Origin of the sequence: Glaciihabitans arcticus, assembly GCF_004310685.1 — a bacterium.
Lineage (GTDB): Bacteria > Actinomycetota > Actinomycetes > Actinomycetales > Microbacteriaceae > Conyzicola > Conyzicola arctica.
This window is the reverse complement of the sequence record NZ_SISG01000001.1, coordinates 269,075-287,506: the sequence shown is the minus strand read 5'-3', so window position 1 is coordinate 287,506 and position 18,432 is coordinate 269,075. Positions and strand designations below refer to the sequence as shown.

25 protein-coding genes are annotated in these 18,432 nt (G+C 66.3%); 5 read left to right on the top strand and 20 right to left on the bottom strand.

The window, feature by feature from the left end; translation table 11 throughout:
* Positions 1-7: 7 nt before the first annotated feature.
* Both rpmI and infC read right to left on the bottom strand, forming a co-directional pair.
* Entirely contained in the window at positions 8-202 is a 195-nt protein-coding gene (rpmI, locus tag EYE40_RS01285) for a 50S ribosomal protein L35 (RefSeq protein WP_130980245.1), read from the bottom strand.
* Between the two features lie 42 nt (positions 203-244).
* Complete coding sequence (infC, locus tag EYE40_RS15535; protein WP_240034831.1) at positions 245-1,222, bottom strand: translation initiation factor IF-3; 978 nt, start codon at positions 1,220-1,222, stop codon at positions 245-247.
* A gap of 304 nt (positions 1,223-1,526) precedes the next feature.
* Between infC and EYE40_RS01275 the strand changes: the two genes are divergently transcribed.
* Positions 1,527-1,874 (top strand): DUF1844 domain-containing protein, encoded by a 348-nt coding sequence (locus EYE40_RS01275; protein ID WP_130980244.1) that lies wholly within the window; start codon positions 1,527-1,529, stop codon positions 1,872-1,874.
* A gap of 6 nt (positions 1,875-1,880) precedes the next feature.
* On the opposite strand, the gene EYE40_RS01270 is transcribed toward EYE40_RS01275, so the two are convergent.
* The 7 genes from EYE40_RS01270 to EYE40_RS01240 all read right to left on the bottom strand — a co-directional run bounded on the left by EYE40_RS01270 (position 1,881) and on the right by EYE40_RS01240 (position 7,384).
* Positions 1,881-2,858, bottom strand: coding sequence for a CE1 family esterase (locus EYE40_RS01270; RefSeq protein WP_130980243.1), 978 nt, complete (start codon positions 2,856-2,858; stop codon positions 1,881-1,883).
* 90 nt (positions 2,859-2,948) lie between these two features.
* Positions 2,949-3,707, bottom strand: coding sequence for an SseB family protein (locus EYE40_RS01265; RefSeq protein ID WP_130980242.1), 759 nt, complete (start codon positions 3,705-3,707; stop codon positions 2,949-2,951).
* Complete coding sequence (gene priA, locus EYE40_RS01260; protein ID WP_130980241.1) at positions 3,707-4,456, bottom strand: bifunctional 1-(5-phosphoribosyl)-5-((5-phosphoribosylamino)methylideneamino)imidazole-4-carboxamide isomerase/phosphoribosylanthranilate isomerase PriA; 750 nt, start codon at positions 4,454-4,456, stop codon at positions 3,707-3,709. The genes EYE40_RS01265 and priA overlap by 1 nt, the downstream gene beginning before the upstream one ends.
* 87 nt (positions 4,457-4,543) lie before the next feature.
* Positions 4,544-5,176, bottom strand: coding sequence for an imidazole glycerol phosphate synthase subunit HisH (gene hisH, locus EYE40_RS01255; protein WP_130980240.1), 633 nt, complete (start codon positions 5,174-5,176; stop codon positions 4,544-4,546).
* Positions 5,177-5,178: 2 nt separating this feature from the next.
* The gene (gene hisB, locus EYE40_RS01250; protein ID WP_130980239.1) at positions 5,179-5,787 is read right to left on the bottom strand and encodes an imidazoleglycerol-phosphate dehydratase HisB; all 609 of its coding nucleotides are present in this window, start codon (positions 5,785-5,787) and stop codon (positions 5,179-5,181) included.
* A 31-nt stretch (positions 5,788-5,818) separates the two neighbouring features.
* A complete protein-coding gene (locus EYE40_RS01245; RefSeq protein WP_130980238.1) occupies positions 5,819-6,904 on the bottom strand; it encodes a histidinol-phosphate transaminase in 1,086 nt (361 codons plus the stop codon).
* Positions 6,905-6,976: 72 nt separating this feature from the next.
* The gene (locus EYE40_RS01240; protein WP_240034664.1) at positions 6,977-7,384 is read right to left on the bottom strand and encodes a hypothetical protein; all 408 of its coding nucleotides are present in this window, start codon (positions 7,382-7,384) and stop codon (positions 6,977-6,979) included.
* Positions 7,385-7,714: 330 nt separating this feature from the next.
* On the opposite strand from EYE40_RS01240, the gene lexA reads away from it, so the two are divergent.
* Complete coding sequence (gene lexA / locus EYE40_RS01235) at positions 7,715-8,401, top strand: transcriptional repressor LexA (RefSeq protein ID WP_130980237.1); 687 nt, start codon at positions 7,715-7,717, stop codon at positions 8,399-8,401.
* A 253-nt stretch (positions 8,402-8,654) separates the two neighbouring features.
* Positions 8,655-9,992 (top strand): HNH endonuclease signature motif containing protein, encoded by a 1,338-nt coding sequence (locus tag EYE40_RS01230; RefSeq protein WP_130980236.1) that lies wholly within the window; start codon positions 8,655-8,657, stop codon positions 9,990-9,992.
* Positions 9,993-10,125: 133 nt separating this feature from the next.
* On the opposite strand, the gene mutM is transcribed toward EYE40_RS01230, so the two are convergent.
* Genes mutM through EYE40_RS01200 form a run of 6 tightly spaced genes read right to left on the bottom strand, consistent with a single transcriptional unit; the run spans position 10,126 to position 13,657 of the window.
* Positions 10,126-11,013 carry a bifunctional DNA-formamidopyrimidine glycosylase/DNA-(apurinic or apyrimidinic site) lyase gene (gene mutM / locus EYE40_RS01225; protein WP_130980235.1) on the bottom strand — a complete coding sequence of 296 codons (888 nt, stop codon included), beginning with the start codon at positions 11,011-11,013 and terminating at the stop codon, positions 10,126-10,128.
* Between the two features lie 10 nt (positions 11,014-11,023).
* On the bottom strand, positions 11,024-11,740 hold the full coding sequence (rnc, locus tag EYE40_RS01220; RefSeq protein WP_130980234.1) for a ribonuclease III: 717 nt from the start codon (positions 11,738-11,740) through the stop codon (positions 11,024-11,026).
* 39 nt (positions 11,741-11,779) lie between these two features.
* On the bottom strand, positions 11,780-11,983 hold the full coding sequence (gene rpmF / locus EYE40_RS01215; RefSeq protein ID WP_097061410.1) for a 50S ribosomal protein L32: 204 nt from the start codon (positions 11,981-11,983) through the stop codon (positions 11,780-11,782).
* The gene (locus EYE40_RS01210; protein WP_338029008.1) at positions 11,983-12,528 is read right to left on the bottom strand and encodes a YceD family protein; all 546 of its coding nucleotides are present in this window, start codon (positions 12,526-12,528) and stop codon (positions 11,983-11,985) included. Before EYE40_RS01210 ends, rpmF begins: the two co-directional genes overlap by 1 nt.
* A gap of 47 nt (positions 12,529-12,575) precedes the next feature.
* Positions 12,576-13,235 (bottom strand): hypothetical protein, encoded by a 660-nt coding sequence (locus EYE40_RS01205; protein ID WP_130980233.1) that lies wholly within the window; start codon positions 13,233-13,235, stop codon positions 12,576-12,578.
* The gene (locus tag EYE40_RS01200) at positions 13,232-13,657 is read right to left on the bottom strand and encodes a hypothetical protein (RefSeq protein ID WP_130980232.1); all 426 of its coding nucleotides are present in this window, start codon (positions 13,655-13,657) and stop codon (positions 13,232-13,234) included. The genes EYE40_RS01205 and EYE40_RS01200 overlap by 4 nt, the downstream gene beginning before the upstream one ends.
* 101 nt (positions 13,658-13,758) lie before the next feature.
* Between EYE40_RS01200 and EYE40_RS01195 the strand changes: the two genes are divergently transcribed.
* Positions 13,759-14,079, top strand: a complete 321-nt coding sequence (locus EYE40_RS01195; RefSeq protein WP_130980231.1) for a DUF7882 family protein — start codon at positions 13,759-13,761, stop codon at positions 14,077-14,079.
* Positions 14,069-14,221 carry a hypothetical protein gene (locus EYE40_RS15365; RefSeq protein ID WP_154071837.1) on the top strand — a complete coding sequence of 51 codons (153 nt, stop codon included), beginning with the start codon at positions 14,069-14,071 and terminating at the stop codon, positions 14,219-14,221. The genes EYE40_RS01195 and EYE40_RS15365 overlap by 11 nt, the downstream gene beginning before the upstream one ends.
* Here EYE40_RS15365 and EYE40_RS15360 read toward each other — a convergent pair.
* From EYE40_RS15360 to EYE40_RS01175, 5 genes are all read right to left on the bottom strand, one after another.
* The gene (locus EYE40_RS15360) at positions 14,218-14,379 is read right to left on the bottom strand and encodes a hypothetical protein (protein ID WP_154071836.1); all 162 of its coding nucleotides are present in this window, start codon (positions 14,377-14,379) and stop codon (positions 14,218-14,220) included. The two genes, EYE40_RS15365 and EYE40_RS15360, sit on opposite strands and share 4 nt — an antisense overlap.
* A gap of 127 nt (positions 14,380-14,506) precedes the next feature.
* Positions 14,507-15,196 (bottom strand): hypothetical protein, encoded by a 690-nt coding sequence (locus EYE40_RS15470; RefSeq protein WP_193554463.1) that lies wholly within the window; start codon positions 15,194-15,196, stop codon positions 14,507-14,509.
* A 72-nt stretch (positions 15,197-15,268) separates the two neighbouring features.
* On the bottom strand, positions 15,269-15,841 hold the full coding sequence (locus EYE40_RS01185; protein ID WP_130980230.1) for a hypothetical protein: 573 nt from the start codon (positions 15,839-15,841) through the stop codon (positions 15,269-15,271).
* Entirely contained in the window at positions 15,841-17,172 is a 1,332-nt protein-coding gene (locus tag EYE40_RS01180; RefSeq protein WP_130980229.1) for an aspartate aminotransferase family protein, read from the bottom strand. Before EYE40_RS01180 ends, EYE40_RS01185 begins: the two co-directional genes overlap by 1 nt.
* Before the next feature lie 70 nt (positions 17,173-17,242).
* Complete coding sequence (locus tag EYE40_RS01175; RefSeq protein WP_130980228.1) at positions 17,243-18,412, bottom strand: ABC transporter substrate-binding protein; 1,170 nt, start codon at positions 18,410-18,412, stop codon at positions 17,243-17,245.
* Positions 18,413-18,432 lie beyond the last annotated feature (20 nt).

Genomic DNA, 18,432 nt, shown 5'->3' with positions numbered 1-18,432 from the left:
CGTCGGACTACTTGCCGAGAAGCTTCTTGATGCCCTTGGCATCTGCGGGGCTGAGGATGGAGTCCATGCCGAGGGCGCGCTTCTTCTTGCCCGACTTGACTTCAAGGTTGTGACGGAGGCCGGCCTGCTGCTTCTTGACCTTGCCGCTACCGGTGATCTTGAAGCGCTTCTTGGCGCCCGAGTGGGTCTTCTGCTTAGGCATCTCTTCCTCTTTCTTGTGAGCTACGCCGGCGGGTACGCCGGGTCAGTCTTTCTTGGGCGCGGGCTTTGCGGCGGCCATCTTGGCCATTGCTGCAGCGTTCGCGGGCTTTGCGACGATGGGGGCCGGTGTGGCCACCTTCGGAGCGACGGACCTGGGGGCCGGCGCGGACTTGGGAGCTGCCTTGGGAGCAGCGGCGGCGGGAGCAGCTGCTGCACTGGGTGCCGCGGACGCGCTCGGCGCGGACGAAGTGCTCGGTGCAGCTGAACGCGACTCAGTGGACCGCGACTCAGTGGACCGGGCCGAAGCCGAGGTGCGCTGGGTCGGAGGAGCCGTACGGGCCGGAGCACGCTCAGAGCGCGGAACGACGACGAAAGTGTCCTCGACAAGCGGCGTGGTGTTCACGGGCTCGGCCGGAGTCTCCTTGGCAGCGGCCTTGGGGGCCTCTTCCTTGGCGTCGGGATCGACGTCTTCCTTGCCTTCGCCGCGAGCGGGCTTGCTGGCCGCACGACGCGCGTCGGCTTCGGCCTTCGCCGCTGCCTTCGTCTTGTGCGGGCCGATCACCATAACCATGTTGCGACCGTCGATCATCGGCGTCGACTCGACGGAGCCGAACTCGGCGACATCCTCAGCGAAACGCTGCAGGAGACGCACACCCTGGTCGGGGCGCGACTGCTCGCGGCCGCGGAACAGGATCATGGCCTTCACCTTGTCGCCGGCGGCGAGGAAGCCCTCGGCGCGCTTGCGCTTGGTCTCATAGTCGTGCACGTCGATCTTCAGGCGGAAACGCACCTCCTTGAGGATGGTGTTCGCCTGGTTGCGGCGTGCTTCTTTAGCCTTCTGGGCCTCTTCGTACTTGAACTTGCCGTAGTCCATGATCTTCGCGACCGGCGGCTTGGAGGTAGGAGCAACCTCAACCAGGTCCAGGTCAGCTTCCTGGGCGAGACGAAGTGCAACGTCGATGGAAACGACACCCACCTGTTCTCCAGCGGGTCCGACGAGGCGGACTTCAGGGACACGGATGCGGTCGTTAGTACGGGGATCGCTGATGCGAGGCTCCTTCTATGTTTCGGTCGGCTACAACTCACGCACGGTTGTGCGGCAGCGACGAAAGAAGAAGTTCACGCGAGAAATTACACACGTCGCCCTGTTTGTCTATCTGTCGCAAGCTGTGCTCGAAACAGACGGGGCGTAACTACCCGGTAACCTTGAGAAGCGGTCGACGGGTGGGAGATTATCCACTTTCGTATCAGGGCAAGCCCTGAAGCCTGCACAAGAATAGCAGATCGTCGGCCGCACGCCTACCTACCATCCCAAGGACTCCCCCATGGCTCAAGACAGCTTCGTCGAAGAAGACACCCGCGACATCTCCGAGGTTCCGGCCGTCGAGGTCATCCAGACGGTCTCCGTGCACCTCATGACGGCCGCGGCGGTCAAGCTCGGCCTCGCCGACGACCCGAACGCCGCCGACCAGATCGACCTCGACGAGGCGCGCACCCTGATCGAAGCCCTCGCGGGGCTCGTCACGGCAAGCGCATCGAAGATCGGCGACCACCACGCGCTCGCCCTGCGCGACGGGCTGCGCACGCTGCAGCTCGCGTTCCGCGAGACGTCATCCATCCCCGATGCCGTCGGCAAGGGACCCGGCGAGAAGTTCACCGGTCCCGTCAACTAGACGCGGTTACTGGGCAAGCGTCGCGACCGGGGCGCCGAGTCCGAAATACTCGGTGATGAACGTGGAGGCGTCCATGCCGCTCTTCGCCTCGACCGGCCAGATGTGGCCGCCGTCCTTGATCGTCACGACATCGACCTTCGCGCCATCGGTGCAGGTGGTGAAGCTCACGTGGGTGAGGCCCCCCGCGACCTTGGTGGTGGAATTGCCGCAGCCGTCCTGGCCGACCCAGAATGCGACGGCCGAGGAAAGCGGCGAGTTCGTCCAGGTGCCGAAGCGCTTCGCGGTGCGCTGGTTGGTCGCGCCGCCCTGGAACGGCACGGTCAGGTCGCCGGTTCCATGAATCATGAGCACGGATGTCACGCCCTCCGCCGCGCATTCGGGCACGTTGAGCGCCCCGGCGACGACCGCGATGCCCGCGATCCGGCCCGGAAGCTCACACGCGAGCCGGTGCGCGAGCATGCCCCCGTTGGAGAAGCCGGTCACGAAGATGCGGGTCGGGTCGACGGGCTCCTTCGACTCGATGTCGGCGATCGCGGCGGCGATGAAGGCGACGTCGTCGATCTGCTCGACCACGGGTCGGCCGCAGCAGACTCCCGCGTTCCAGGACAGCTCGCCCGGGATATTCGCAGCCTGAGTGCCGTTCGGGTAGGCGACGATGAAGCCGTCAGCGTCGGAGAGTGCGGTCAGCGCCGTCGCGGTCTCCGCGCGCGCGGCGTTGCCACCGGCGCCGTGGATCACGATGAGCAGCGGCATCGCATCGTCGGTCGCGCGCACGGGAGTGCGCAGCAGGTAACTGCGTTCAATGCCGCCCACGGTGATCGTGTTCGTGACGGCGGCCCCGGTGGCGGCGGCCGCGGCGATCACGGGAGCGGAGGCATCCGGAGTTGATACCGGAGCGCAACCGGCGACCAGCAGGGCGACGACCGCGAGCGCGCCGAGCAGCGCGGAGGGGGTGCGGAACCCTCGGGCACGGTCCGGAAGCATGCGTCATTGTAGGCATGGAATTCATCCGATGTTGACCACTATTCACGTGGCCGTAACACGCTGTATGCGCGCCGTGGCTTGGCTGTACGGCTAGCTCGACGCGACGAGCTGCACTCGCAGCGAATCGACGCGGGTGGCGATGATCTCGCTCGCCGACCATCGCTCCTGCATCCGGGCGAGCAGGGCGGCCAGGTCCTCGCGAGCAAGGCCGTTGGCAAGGGTCAGGAGAACAACGAGTTCGGGGCCGGCGAGCCGGGCATCCGGATCACCAGCGGCGAGACCGATCGACTGCACTGCGGCCTCGCCCTCGGCCCCCGCGGCGAAGGCGTCGAGCACCGCCTCGTCGGCATAGCTCGGCAGCCACGACTCGGACTGCGCAATCGACCACAGTGCGGGGCGGCGGATGACGTACTCCGTGTCGGAGGTCGGGTCGATGACCACGAGATCGGTCTGCTCGCTCGCCGCCGCAAGGGCGATGCGCACCGCGTTCGCCGGAACCGGCCGGGCGACCGGGTTCCACTCCCCCATCGAGGTCACGGAAGTGAACACCGGCAGGATCTTGCGCCCGTCGGGGGCCGTGACGGTGACGATCGACAGCTCCTGCGTCTTGTCGACGAGGTGGCCGTGCTCGCCCACTTCCGACTCTCCGAGTGTTGCGAGCAGCGGGATGAGGAAGCGCGACTCGCGTATCGCCTCGATCACCTCGGGTTCGCCGAGCTCCCGGCTGCGGAACCGGCGGAGCGCTTCGATGAGACGCTCGGGAGCCGAACCGTCATCCTCGGCGCTGTCGTTCGGCTCGAAGTGCCGGCCCTCCCAGGGAGTGCCGGCCGAGTCCGAACCGCCCGCCACTAGTCGCCCGCGACGTCGAGGGCTTCGGCGAGCGTAAACGCCTTGTTGTAGAGCGCCTTGCCGACGATCGCACCCTCGAGTCCCTGCGGCACGAGTGCGCGCAGGTCGGCGATGTCGTCGAGGTTCGCGATGCCACCGGAAGCGATGACCGGCTTGTGGGTGTGCTCCATGACCTGCTGCAGCAATTCGAGGTTCGGGCCGAGCAGCGTGCCGTCCTTGGTGACGTCGGTTACGACGTAACGACTGCAGCCGGCGCGCTCCAGGCGGTCGAGCACGGCCCAGAGGTCGCCGCCCTCCTGGGTCCAGCCGCGGGCCGCGAGGGTCGTGCCGCGAACGTCCAGGCCGACCGCGATGGCTTCGCCGAACTCCGCGATGACGTGGGCCGCCCACTCGGGGTTCTCGAGGGCAGCGGTACCGAGGTTGATGCGCTTGGCACCGGTCGACAGTGCGGCTTCGAGGCTCGCGTCATCCCGAATTCCACCGGACAGCTCGACATTGACGCTGCGGGGGGTGTTCTTGATGACCTTCTCGATGGTGTTGTGGTTGTTGCCACGGCCGAAGGCCGCGTCGAGGTCGACGAGGTGGATCCACTCGGCGCCCTGGTTCACCCACGCGTTGGCGGCTTCGACGGGGTCGCCGTAGTTCGTCTCCGAACCGGCCTCGCCCTGCACCAGTCGCACGGCCTTGCCGCCAGCGACGTCGACCGCCGGGAGGAGGGTGAGACCCGGGGTTCTGCTGAACTCGCTCATTGCCGTTCTTTCTTCTAACCGGTACGCGTTGTTCCGCGGACAAACAATCGATAGTACCGGCACTCACGCTACGCCGATTGCGCGCCGTTAGAGCGTGGCAAGCCAATTCTTGAGCAACCGGATGCCCGGTTCGCCCGATTTCTCGGGGTGGAACTGAGTGGCGGTCAGCGGGCCGTTCTCCACCGCGGCGAGAAAACGGCTGCCGTGTTCGGCCCAGGTCAGCAGCGGCGCAGGGAAGGGCGGCTGCACGTCGAGCTCCCAGGTCTGCGCGGCGAACGAGTGCACGAAGTAGAAGCGCTCGTCTTCGAGGCCGGCGAAGAGGCGGGTGTCCTTGGGGGTCTCAACGGTGTTCCAACCCATGTGCGGCAGCACCGGCGCTTCGAGCTCGGTCACACTGCCGGGCCATTCGCCGAGGCCCGGTGTGTCGTTGCCGCGCTCGACACCGTGCTCGAACAGCACCTGCATGCCGACGCAGATTCCGAGAACCGGGCGGGATCCGGTGAGGCGTCGCTCGATGAGCGCACCACCGCGCACTGTCGCGAGCGCGTCCATTACCGCCGAGAACGCACCGACACCGGGCACGAGCAGGCCGTCGGCGGCGTCCACGCGATCGCGATCGGCGGTCAGCTCGACGCGGGCGCCGGCCAGCTCGAGCGCCTTGGCGGCCGAGTGCACGTTGCCGGAGCCGTAGTCGAGCACAACAACGGTGGGTGAGGCCACCGTCACAGCTTTCCCTTTGTCGACGGGATGCCGCTGACGCGGGCATCGAGCTGCACGGCCTGGCGGAAGGCGCGCGCGAATGCCTTGAACTCAGCTTCGGCGATGTGGTGCGGGTCGCGCCCGCCGAGCACGGTGACGTGTACGGTCAGGCCCGCGTTGAACGCGATCGCCTCGAAGACGTGGCGCACCATGGAACCGGTGAAGTGTCCACCGATGAGGTGGAACTCGAACCCGGCCGGCTCACCCGTGTGGACGAGGAAGGGGCGCCCCGAGACATCCACCACCGCCTGCACCAGGGCCTCGTCGAGGGGAACGAGCGCGTCGCCGAAACGAGCGATGCCGGACTTGTCGCCGAGGGCCTGGCGGATTGCCGTGCCGAGCGCGATGCCGATGTCTTCTACCGTGTGGTGCACGTCGATGTCGGTGTCACCTGTCGCGCGCACGGTCAGATCAACGAGCGAGTGCTTGGCGAACGCGGTCAGAAGGTGGTTGTAGAAGGGCACCGACGTCTCGATGTCGGACGTTCCGGTGCCGTCGAGGTTGATCGACAGCTCGATGCTGGACTCGCTCGTCTCACGCTGGATTCGGGCGACGCGGGGCTCGGTGCTCATGCCCCAATCTTAGGCGGGCCGGGCGAGCTGCTCAGAGTCGCGCAAGAGCCTCGAGGAACACCGTCGTCTCGGCCGCGGTCCCGGCGGTGACGCGCAGGTGGTTCGGGATGCCGACATCCCGAATCAGGATGTCCTGCTCGAGCAGGGCCTCGAACACGGCGTTCGGGTCGTCAACCCCGCCGAACAGCACGAAGTTGGACCAGCTGGGCAGCGGCGCGTAGCCTAGCTTCTCGAGTTCGACGATGAGGCGGTCACGCTGCTCACGGATGTCGCCGACCATGGCGAGCATCTCGGGCGCGTGCCGCAGGGCTGCGACGGCGGCCGCCTGGGTGAGTGCGGACAAGTGGTACGGCAGGCGCACGAGTCGCAGCGCATCGGAGACGGCCGGGTCTGCGGCGAGGTAGCCGACGCGGGCTCCCGCGAAAGCGAAGGCCTTGCTCATGGTGCGGCTCACGATGAGGCGCTCGCGCCCCTCGAGCAGGCTCACGGCTGTGGGCAGCTCGCTGGGGGCGAATTCGGCGTAGGCCTCGTCGACGACAACAATGCCTCGGGAGGCCGCATAGGCGGCCTCGATGGTCTCGAGGCTGAGCGGTGTTCCGGTGGGGTTGTTCGGAGAGCAGAGAAACACGAGATCGGGGTCGGTCTGCTCGATCCAACGGGTCACCGTCTCGGGGGTGAGCGTGTACTGCTCGTCGCGCTCCCCGGCGATCCACTGGGTTCCTGTGCCCGCGGAGATGATCGAGTGCATTGAGTAGGTGGGCGGGAAGCCGAGCACGGTACGTCCGGGACCGCCGAAGGCCTGCAGGATCTGCTGCAGCACCTCGTTGGATCCGTTGGCCGCCCAGATGTGGTCAGCGCCGAGCTGTGCGTCGGGGGTTTCTTCGTTGAGGTATCGCGCGAGGCTCTCCCGCAGTTCGGTGAACTCGCGGTCGGGGTAGCGGTTGACGGTGAGGATGGCGCCTGCGATCGATTCCACGATGTCGCGGGCGACGTCTTCGGGGATCGGGTGCGTGTTCTCGTTGACGTTGAGCGCGACGCGCACGGTGTTCTGCGGCGCGCCGTAAGGCGTCAGTCCACGCAGGTCATCACGAATGGGAAGTTGGGAGAAGTCAGCCACCCGACCAGCCTATGGGCTGGGTTAGCGGGTGCACTGCGCTCGTTCGCGTGCTGATCCCGTTCGTGTACTGCGCTAGTTCGTGTACTGCGCTGGGATGTCGACGACCTGGCCGGCCTCGAGCACGTCGACGATGCCGTTGAGGTTCACGACGTCGGCGACGAAGTCGCGAGGGTCGCTGTGCGGCGCGTACTGCTCGGCGAGGCCCCACAGGGTCTGGCCGGGTTCGATCGTGACCTGCTCGAGCGCGACGCCTGCACCGTTGCCGGCCATCGCTCCCCCGCCGTTGAGGGCGAAAAACAGGGCGGCGATCACGATCGGGATGGCGATGAGCGTCATCAGCACGGCACGACCGCGGCGCGTGATGCGGAGGCGGGGCTGGGCAGCAGAGCGGGGCTGGGCAGCAGGTGCGAGCACGGGTGCGGCGTTGATGTGCGAACGCGCCGACACGGCGGTTGGTGCGAACTCGGCTACTGCGCTCATGTGCTTCTCCCTTACCTGCTGCTGGCTGCCTGTGTGAGGCGCTGTCTGACGCTCGAATCAATCTGGGTCGAAATATTCGTATCCGGCACTCGGCCGGGAGTGCCGGATACGAAGTGGTCGAGGAGCTAAGGAAGGCTGTGTGGCGATTCCCTAGAACCTCTGTTCCGAACATACCTTCGAATCACGGCGAAATGCAAGCCGATATTCGAAGATGTGGATAACTTCTGGTCCGACACACTCGAACAGGTGTTTGTTTATCGGCCTGAAGGCAGATATTGTTTCGAATGTCTGGTTCATACGTAACCAGCACCCACTGACATTGGAGGGCTCATGGCCGACATCGACAACACCGAAGCGGCTTCCGAGCGCCCCGGCACGCGTCGCCGCAAAAGCCTGAGCGAGAAGCAGATGGCGATCCTCGAGGTCATCCAGCGCGCAGTGTCCAGCCAGGGTTACCCGCCGAGCATGCGTGAGATCGGTGATGCCGTCGGCCTCGCCTCCCTCTCGAGCGTGACCCACCAGCTCAACCAGCTGGAGCTGAGCGGCTACCTGCGACGCGACCCCAACCGTCCGCGTGCGCTCGAGATCCTCATCGAACTGCCCTCGCAGTCCGAGGACTTCGAGAACAGCACCCCTGTTGGCGACGCCGCCATGGTGCCGCTCGTAGGTCGCATTGCCGCCGGCATCCCGATCACAGCGGAGCAGCAGGTGGATGAGGTCTTCCCGCTGCCGCGCCAGCTGGTGGGCAAGGGCGAGCTCTTTATGCTCAAGGTCGTCGGAGACTCGATGATCGACGCCGCGATCTGCGACGGTGACTGGATCGTCGTACGCCAGCAGAAGACCGCGGAGAACGGTGACATCGTCGCGGCCATGCTCGACAACGAGGCAACCGTGAAGGTGTTCCAGCAGCGCGACGGCCACACCTGGCTGCTGCCGCGCAACAGCCAGTTCGCGCCCATCCTCGGCGACTACGCCGATGTGCTCGGCAAGGTTGTTGCGGTTCTGCGCTCGCTCTAGGTTCTCGGCGGCTCTGTTTGAGGTCGGTTCGGCGCTGTCGGCTCGGTGTGTGGATTAGCGACCGACGCGCGGGTCTGATCCCCCGCCCCAGTCGCCACCCCACGCGCTGACGGTCACTGACGCCTGCCGTAGGGCGTCTCATCGTGTGCCATCTTGTCCTCCACAATGCGGGTTGAACCGAGGCTTTCCACATTTTTTTGTGCTGGTCAGGGATGCTTTACTCAATGTCGGTGGCCGTTGCCATAGTTCCGTCATGACCCACACCGGCACACTTCTCGACCAGCTCGCAGCACTCGCTGCCGAGCCCGTCGGTGTGCTTCGAGATGGCGATCTGCTGACCCGCGTCAGCTACGCGGAAGAGCTCGGCCGACTCGCTGACGCCTTGAGGGTCACGGCCGCGGCGGAGGTCGAGGCGCGCTCCCGCATCGAGCTGGGACCGGAGGGGCTATCCCGCCGCATGGGCCACGCCCGCGCCTCGCACCTGGTTGAGCAGCTCACCCGCGCGTCGGCGTCGTCGATCGCTTCGCGGCTCACGGTCGGGCGGATGATCGCCCCACGCGCCACCCTCGACGGCACCCCGCTCCTTGCCCTCTATCCGCGAGTGGCCGCCGCAGTGGGTTGCGGCGAGATCGGGATCGATGTGGCGAGAGTGATCACCCACAACCTCGAACAGGCGGCACCCTCCTGCTCCGTCGACGACCTCGCCACCGCCGAGACCGCACTCGTCGATCAGGCACTGTCATCATCCGCCGACCTGGTCGCGATCCAGGCTCGTATCTGGCGCGACACCCTCGACCCTGACGGCACCCTGCCCCGAGAAGAACGACTGCACACCCAACGCTCGCTTCGCATCGGGCGCGAACGCGACGGCATGGCCCGCGTCACCCTCGACACCTCCGGCGTCAACCTCGCCGAGATTCGCGCCATCTTCGGCGCCTACGCCTCACCCCGCATCACACCCCGGTTCCGCGACGAATCCGACATCGACCCCGCCTCCCCCGACCTCGAGACCCGCACAAACGCCCAACGCGGCCACGACGTCTTCATGGGACTCGTGCGCGCCGGCCACCAATCCGACGCAACCCGTCCCGGACCTCGCGTCGCGGTCCACGTCACCGTGCGCGAGAACGACCTGCAGACCGGAACGGGTGTCGCGTGGCTGGACGACGTGGACGAGCCCATCGCGGCGAGCTCAATCGATGAACTCGTCTGCTCGGGAGGCACCCGCAAGGCCGTCATCGACGAGAGCGGCGCCGTGCTCCACCTCGGACAAACCGAACGCTACTTCACCCCCGCACAACAAACAGCGCTGGCAATCCGTGATGGCGGCTGCGCGTTCCCGGGCTGCACCGCGCCACCCGCCTGGACAGACGCCCACCACGCACTCTTCTGGAAAGCCCACGACGGTCCCACGGACGTCGACAACGGAGTCCTGCTCTGCCCACCGCACCATCGACTCCTCCACAGCGGAGGCTTCCACCTCAAGATGCTGAACGGAGTCCCCTACTTCCGAGCACCCGCACACCTCGATCCCACCCGCGCGTGGCGCCGCGGCCAACAGAATCGCGCACTGACCGCGCTGCGGCGGTGAGAATCAGGCAGCCACAGTTGCGAAGGTGTGCAGCCAGCGGAACCGGTGGCGCAAAGCGGACTCGCGGGAAGCGGAACCGGTGGCACAAAGCGGACTCGCGGGAGCGGACCTGATGGCACAAGCGGACTCGCGCTCAGCGGACCCGCTGGCAGAACGCGCAGAAGTGCGACCCGCGGTTCATGAACTGCTCGCGCACGATCGGCCGACCACATCGCGGACACGGCTTACCCTGCTGCCCATAGGCGTTCAGCGAGTGGGAGAAGTACCCCGAGTTGCCGTTCACGTTCACGTACTGGGCATCGAAGCTGGTGCCACCTTCCGCCAGCGCCTTGATCAGCACCGACCGCACCTCCGCGAGCAGCAGCTTCGCGCGGGGCAGCGTGAGAGCCCCGGTCGGCTGGTCGTAGTGGATCTTCGCAGCCCAGAGCGCCTCGTCCGCGTAGATGTTGCCGATTCCGCTGACGAGAGTCTGGTCGAGCAGCGCACGCTTGATCCCGGTATTGCGCTTCCGCAACCGCGTGAAGAAGAGCGCGTCGTCGAACGAGGGGTCGAGGGGATCGCGAGCGATGTGCGCGACCTGCGACGGAACCAGCTGCGCCGCGACATCCAGAGTCGGCTGCATGGTGTCGATCGCCATCGAGCCGAAGATCCGCTGGTCGACGAAGTTCAGGCGCAGCGGCCCGTGATCCGGGTGCTCGAGCTCGATGCGGATGCGGGTGAGCGAGTCATCCGTGAACCGATCGCGCAGCAGCACCTGCCCGCTCATGCCGAGGTGAACAACAAGGGCCTCGGGGGCGCCGACGGGCGTGCCAGCCTCGACGAGCGGCAGCCACAGGAACTTGCCCCGCCGCTCCGCCGACAGGAACGTGCTGCCGGTCAGGCGCTCCACGAAATCCTCGGGGGGACCCGCGTGCCGGCGCAGGGAGCGGGCATCCAGAATCGACACGGATGCCACACGCGCACCGGTCACGGCAGGCTCGAGCCCCGCGCGCACAACTTCGACCTCGGGAAGCTCGGGCATCGACGAAGGGTTAGGCTGTGCCGGCCTGGAGCAGCGTCCAGGCCTCGAGCGCCGCAGCCATCTCGGCGTGCTTCTTGCTGGAACCGTCACCGGCGGCGATCTCGTCCGAGCCGAGGATCACGATGGCGTGGAAGCGCTTCGAGTGGTCCGGGCCGCTGTCGGTCACGAGGTAGGTGGGCAGGCCGCGACCGAGACGGGTGGAGAGCTCCTGCAGGCTGGTCTTCGGATCCATTGCGGCGCCGAAACGCTCGGGGTTGTCGAGCAGGGGAACGATGAGGCGAAGCACGAGTTCGGTCGCGGCATCCCCACCGAGGGAGATGTAGGACGCTCCGATGATGGCCTCGACCGTGTCGGCGAGAATCGATGACTTGTCGCGACCGCCGGTGAGCTCCTCACCGCGACCGAGGCGCAGGTGCTCGCCTAGCCCGATGCGACGGGCGACCTCCGCGAGGGCGACACTCGAGACGAGCGAGGCGCGACGCTTGGCCAGGTCCCCCTCGTCGAGGTCGGGGTGTGCGGTGTACAGCATGACCGTCACGGCCTGCCCGAGAATCGAGTCGCCGAGGAACTCGAGGCGCTCGTTGTGCGGGGAACCGGGGTGTTCGTAGGCCCACGACCGGTGGGTGAGAGCCTGCTCGAGCAGCTCGGCGCCGATTTCGACACCGAGGATGGCGTGGAGATCGGGCAAGGCATTGCTTAACGACGAAGAGACCGGCGCGCTACTCATAGCGCCGACCGGCCTGCTCGCCCATAACGATGGGGAGGACTATACGTCCGCGACCTTGCGGCCCTTGTACTCCATGTACAGGGGAGTGCCGGTCGAGTCTTCGACAACCTTCGCGCGGTGCGGGAGGCTGTAAACGGTCTTGCCGTTCTCGATGGTCTTGACCAGTGTGGGCGCGGTCGCCTTCCACTGTGCACGGCGCATGCGGGTGCTTGCCCGCGACATCTTGCGCTTCGGTACGGCCATTAGCTTCTCTTCTCTCTATCGGCAGCGGCGGCATCCGCCACGGCACTGCCTTCAACATCTTGTTCAGTCAGCTGAAGTCCGGCAAGCGCAGACCATCGCGGGTCAATCACTTCTCGGGGCTTCCTGTCCGGAAAATCGGCCAGACGCTCACCCGTTTCGGGATCGAGACCTGGGCAATCCGGCCGGCAGACCGGTTGAAACGGCAGTGACATCACTACCGCATCCCTGACCAACGGTTCCAGGTCGACATGATCGCCGACAACCGTGTAGTCAAAAGCTTCGTCCACAGAATACGCGAAAAGTTCCTGAATCTCGACTTCAATCGGCAGAGAGACGTCGTCGAGGCATCTAACGCACTCGCCGAGCGCGATTGTGTCGACATCGGCGGACACCAGAATGCCGTCGTGGAGCGATTCGAGCCGCACATCCAGGTGCACCTGGGCACCCTCGCGAACTCCGATCACGGCGTTGCCGTAGCCCTCTGCGACCGTCACGTCGAGAGCGCGCTCGCGCATCTCGCCGGGGCGGTGCATGAGGTCGAACACCGGAACGGTGTACAGGGTCGGAGTGAAATGGGACACAAGGGGATATTCTACGCGGTTGCCGCGGTTCTGCGCTCCTCGATCAACTTTCCCACCCCGACGACGGCTCCAACCGCGAGCATAACCAGAGCGCCCATCAGCACGATCGAGGGGTCGACGGGGGTGCGGGACATCCACGACCACGCGAAGGCGAGGGATGCAGCGAGCGCCACGATCGACGGAATGCTGAACAGTGCCGCCCTCGAGTGACGAACCGCGAGCACCACAATCATCATGGCGACAACGGCCACGGCCGAGCCGAGCGTGTAATCGCGCACCCCGGTCTCCCGACCGCCGAGCCGCAGCGCCAGCAGCATGACTCCCACCGACAGTAGTGCGGCGAAGATGACCGAGCGGCCCAGCTCCCACGAGAGCGGAAGGCGCCGTTCGGTGTCCTGGCGCTTGCGTGGGATGTACTCCCACGCCCGGCGGTCCGACCACGCCGCGGCGAAGTGACCGATGACGGCGAGAGAGAGGAACACCACCACGGGAACCACCCAGCTCTCGGCCAGGAACCAGACCAGCGCCGCGAGCACAAGGCCCGTGCCCGGGTTGGTGAGCGCGCGGATCCAGAACGCGAAGCGGAAGTGCGCCCGGGCCTCCGGCAGGTCGAGCGGGTGCACAAGCGGCTGTAAGGACGGATCGGGCAGGGTGATGGTTTCGGTGATCATGATTCGCTCCAGGGGACTGTCTCGATGAATGGTGTGGTGGAGCCGCCCTTGCCGATGTCGTAGACCTTCTGGCGGGAGACCCCGAGCGCGGTGGCCACAGCCACGGCGGAGTAGTCGTCGAGCAGAAACTCGACGGCTATGGCCCGCACGGCAGACGCACGTGAAACGAGATGAGCGGCGAGGGTGGAGACCTCGGCCGCGAGGAGGGCGGCGCCGAGGTTTCCCCCGAAGCCGTGGAAGCGGTCGTCCCCGCCCGAGCTCGCGGCTGCGTGCAGGGCGTCGCCGCCATCCGCCAGGGCGCTCTGCACGAGCTCGACGGAGATGCCGGCCGCGCGGAAGCGCTCGGTGGTCGCCTCACGCTGGTGTTCGGGGCGGTGAGCGAGGACATCCCGCCATCTGTCACCCCGGGGTTGTCTATTCATGCGTCGACTCTCCCACGAGCGGGAATACCTGTCAACCCCGGGATGACAGATAGGTGACACTCACCTCGCGGTCTAACGTGTGTTCTGACCGAGGAGGTCACATGGGCACATTGCTGTATGGCAGCAGTGGCATAGAGATCGACTTCGACGACCGGGCCCTCGCGCATCTCCAGGTCGCCATCACGGCGAAGCTACGCCGCAACGAGTCCTTCACCTTCTCCTGGGTGATCGAAGCGAGTGCCGGCGGAGGGCGAAACGCGGTCTGGCTGCACCCCGCCGTTCCGCTGTTCTACCGCTTCCGCGGCACCCGGCAGCCGTCCATCAACCCAGACTGGGTCGATCAGTTGTTGCAGTCAGCGAACCGCCCCGGAGGCATGGTCTACATCGACGAACCGACCGGTGCACACAAGGATGAACGATGAACGACGCCCTTCCCTGGACAGTCGAGCTGTCCCACGCGGAGCGGTCGCCACGAGACTCGGCGTGGTCAGCACCGCGCTCGTGACCGACGCGATCACGACGTGGACGCTCCGCACGAGCTACGTGCCCTCCGCTGACGGCTAGATGCCCTCGGTCGACGTCTTCGCGCCGCACCTCATCGGATGAGCCGTCTCGGTGCCGCAGCGCACCATCGAACTATTCGCGGCGTGCGCGGTCGCCGGGATGATGGCCCGCAGGACCCGGGCCGTCCCCTTCGCGAGTGCTTTCCTGACGATCTTCATCGGCTACCTCGCTCGCTACGAGATCATCCACGACCGTCGGGCCAGGCCGCCGACCTCGGTCGCGGTCGCCTCAACAGAAGAGGCCGTCGCATCTTCCGATACGACGGCCCCGACTGATTCGCAGAAGCTACTTGAGCAGCTCCTCGAGCTGTGCGCGGTTGAGCGAGCTGTAGCCGGTCTTGCCCGCGGCCTTGGCCTGCGCGCGCAGGGCGGCAACCGTGGGGGCTGCTGAGGGGGTGGCGGCGGGCACTGCGGCCTGGGCGGGCGCAGCCTTGGGAGCAGCGGCCTTGGCGGGCGCAGCCTTCGCGGGAGCGACCTTGGGAGCAGCGGCCTTCGCGGGCGCAGCCTTGGGAGCAGCCGCCTTCGCGGGAGCGGCCTTCGCGGCAGCGGCCTTCGCGGGCGCGACCTTGGGAGCGGCAACCTTTGCTGCAGGAGCCTTGGAAGCTACGGCCTTGCTTGCAGGAGCCTTCGTTGCGGCAGCCTTCTTCGCTGGCGCAGCCTTGGCGGCCTTCGCCTCGGACCTGGCCTCCGCCTTGTCGGCGGCCTTCTGGGTGGCGGCGGCATCCTGAATCTGCTCGGATGCTGCCTCGGTCGCTGCGACGACGGCGGCACCAGTAGCGGCGGCCGTCTCGACGACGCGCTTGCCCGCGAGCTTGGCATCGCGCTTGAGCTGCTTGGCAGCGAGACGCGCGGCCTTCTTCAGCTTCTTCTCGACCTGGGCGGCTTCCTTCGCGGCCTTCTTGGCTGCGCGCTTGAGCTCACGCTTCGACAGCGTCTCCGCCTTCTCGTTCTTTGCGGACTTCTTGGACTCGGCCATTGCAATGCTCTCTTTCAAAACTGTGTGAGGTTCAAGTTTCCCATGAGCACGCTGCCGAGCCCACCACACGGATCAGGTGTCGTAGCCTTCGCCATCCCAGGGCCAGTAGTAGACCATGTCATCGTTGGGCATGTGCGTCACGGATGCGATGTCGTAAAGTTTCGAATCCGGACCACGAGCGATGAAGCCGAAGGTGATGCCGTCCTGCTCGATCGAGAACGGTGCAACGGTTATGGGCTCGATCGTTGCACCCGCGAGCTCCTTGTGGCGAGCGTCGACCGCAGCAGAGAGACCACCGGATTCGATGTCGGCAAGCTCTGCGAACTCATCGATATCGGCGCTCTCGAACGAACCGTCCGCCGCCCAGTAGTAGACGGAGACGTAGCCCTTGTCGGTGAGGAGGTCGACATCCGCCGTCGCGAAGTACTGCCTGCCGTCGTCGAGCACACCCACATACCTGGCCTGCCAGGGGTCGGGGATGATGGTGAACCGCTCCGGGACTACCAGCTCTTCGGGACTCGGCACGTACGGCTCCTCTGGTCCGGGCTCGGGAAAGACGACATCCAGCACGTCCAGCGCCGAGACGCAGCCGCCCAACGCAGGCAGGAGCGCCACGGCCAGCACCACTGCGGCTACGCGTCGCATCAGGCGGTGACTGCCGTGAACGCCTCGTCGTAGATGTCGAGTGCCTGGGCGACCTCGTCCGGGGTGACGATGCACGGCGGCACCACGTGGATGCGGTTGTCCGCCGCGAACGGCAGCAGGCCGCGCGTCTTGAGTTCCTTCTTCAGCTGCCCGATGACCGCCGTGGAGATCGGGGCACGGGTGGCCGGGTCATCCACCAGGTCAAGCGCCCAGAACACGCCGACACCACGTACCTCGCCGATCATGGGGTGCTTCTCGGCCAGGGCCGCGAGACCCGGCCCGATGTGCTCGGCACCGACGGACGCTGCATTGCGCACGATGCCCTCGGACTCCATCGCATCCAGGGCGCCGACGATCGACGCCATCGCGAGCGGGTGCCCCGAGTAGGTGAGCCCGCCCGGGAACACCTCGTGCTCGAACGCGTTCGCGATCGACTCCGAGATGATCACACCACCGACGGGCACGTAGCCCGAGTTGACGCCCTTCGCAAAGGTGATCAGATCCGGGATGACCGGGCTCTCGGCCACGGCCGAACCCTGCCATGCGAACCACTCGCCCGTACGGCCGAACCCGCACATGACCTCGTCGAAGATGAGCACGATGTCGTAGCGGTCCGCGAGGGCACGCACGCCCTCGAGGTAGCCGGGCGGCGGAACAAGCACGCCGGCCGTGCCGGGAATCGTCTCGAGCAGGATCACGGCGATCGACGAGGGACCCTCCGACTGAATCACGCGCTCGAGGTGGCGCAGCGCGCGCTCCGACTCCTGCTCGGGCGAGTCCGACCAGAACTCGGTGCGGTAGGAGAACGGCCCGAAGAAGTGCACGTGTCCACGCGCGAACTCGTTGGGAACCCGACGCCAGTCCCCCGTCGCGACGACGGCGGCACCGGTGTTGCCGTGATAGCTGCGGTAGGTCGAGAGAACCTTGTCGCGACCGGTCGTGAGCCGCGCCATCCTGATTGCATTCTCATTGGCATCTGCACCGCCGTTGGTGAAGAAGACCTTGCCGAACCGGGGACCGGCAAGGCCGAGGATGCGCTTCGCTGCCTCACCGCGGGCGAGGTTACCGTGTGCGGGGGCGACGGTCGTCAGCAGGTCGGCCTGCGCCTTGATGGCGTTCACGACGGCGGGGTGCTGGTGGCCGATATTGGTGTTGACGAGCTGGCTCGAGAAGTCGAGGTAGTGCTTGCCGTCGTAGTCCCAGATGGTGCTTCCGGAACCGCCCGCGATGACGAACGGGTTGAGCGCCGCCTGGGCGCTCCAGGAGTGGAAGACGTGGGCCCGATCGAGGTCGTGGGCGAGGATGCCGTCAGCCGGATTCAGGTCGGTCATGGTGTGCTCCCGTGTTGGATCAAAGAGAGGGGGTGGACGACCCGAAGGCCGCCCACCCCAAGGGTATTTGTTACTGCCCGCCCTTGGTGAGCACAACGTCGAGCGGGGTATACTCGCCGCCGACGGTCACGCCCTCCTCTTCGAGCTCAGCAAGTGCCTTCGTGGTGTAGTCGTTCGAGTACGCCGACTCGAGCGGCTCCTCGGTGATGAGCGGGAGACCGTCCTGGTTGACCGCAGCGAGTGCGCCCTTGACGGTCTTGGCCCAGGCTGCCTCGTCGATCGTGCCGAAGTCTCCACCGGCCCAGATGAGCTTGTTGACCTCGTTCATCTGCCACAGCTGGTGGTTCGGTCCGACCGGGAAGGCCCCACCCTCGCCAGCGGCAACAGCGGCGTCGTACGTGATGGTCGCTGCTTCCTCGGGGTTGTCACGGGCGAAGATCCATCCCTTGGTGACGGCCTTGAGGAAACGCACCGACGCGTCGGCGTAGGCCGGGTCGTCGAGGCGCTCGGTGTCGGCCCAGATGGCGTCCTGGAGCATGGCCCCCTCGGTGTCCTCGTACGACACGACGTCGAAGTCCTCGGGCTGGTAGAGCTCGCCCGTCGCGGGGTTCTCCACCTCGAGGATCTGCGCCCACTCGTTGTAGGTCATCGCCTGTGCGGCGTCCACGTCTCCATCGAGCAGGGCGTTCATCGAGAAGTCCTGCGTCGTGACCTTCACGCTCGAGGCGTCGAGTCCGTCGGCGGCCATCGCGGCGAAGATCTCCCACTCGTTTCCGAAGCCCCACGAACCGATGCGCTTGCCCTCGAAGTCTTCGACCGACTCGACACCGTCACCCTTGAACGACACCTGCAGGGTGCCGGACTTCTGGTAGACCTGCGCGATGTCGGTAAGCTCTGCACCGGTCGCCTCGAGGGTTCCCAGGACCTTGGGTACCCAAGCGACTGCGAAGTCGACGTCACCGTTCACGAGCGCGTCCTGCGGCACGATGTCGCCACCGCTCGGGATGATGTCGACCGAGTCGAAGCCCTCCTCCTCGAAGTAGCCCTTATCGAGTGCCACGTAGTAGCCGGCGAACTGCGACTGGGGCAGCCACTGCAGCTGCAGCTTGATCGAGGTGAGCGGCTCGAAATCCTCGGAGGATCCCGGGTCGGCGGCCGGGCCGGCACATGCGCTGAGTGCGATTGCCGATACAACGGCGACGGATGCGACGGTGAGGCCGCGTCGAATGCTGTGTCTCATGCTGTTCCTTTCGTGGTGCG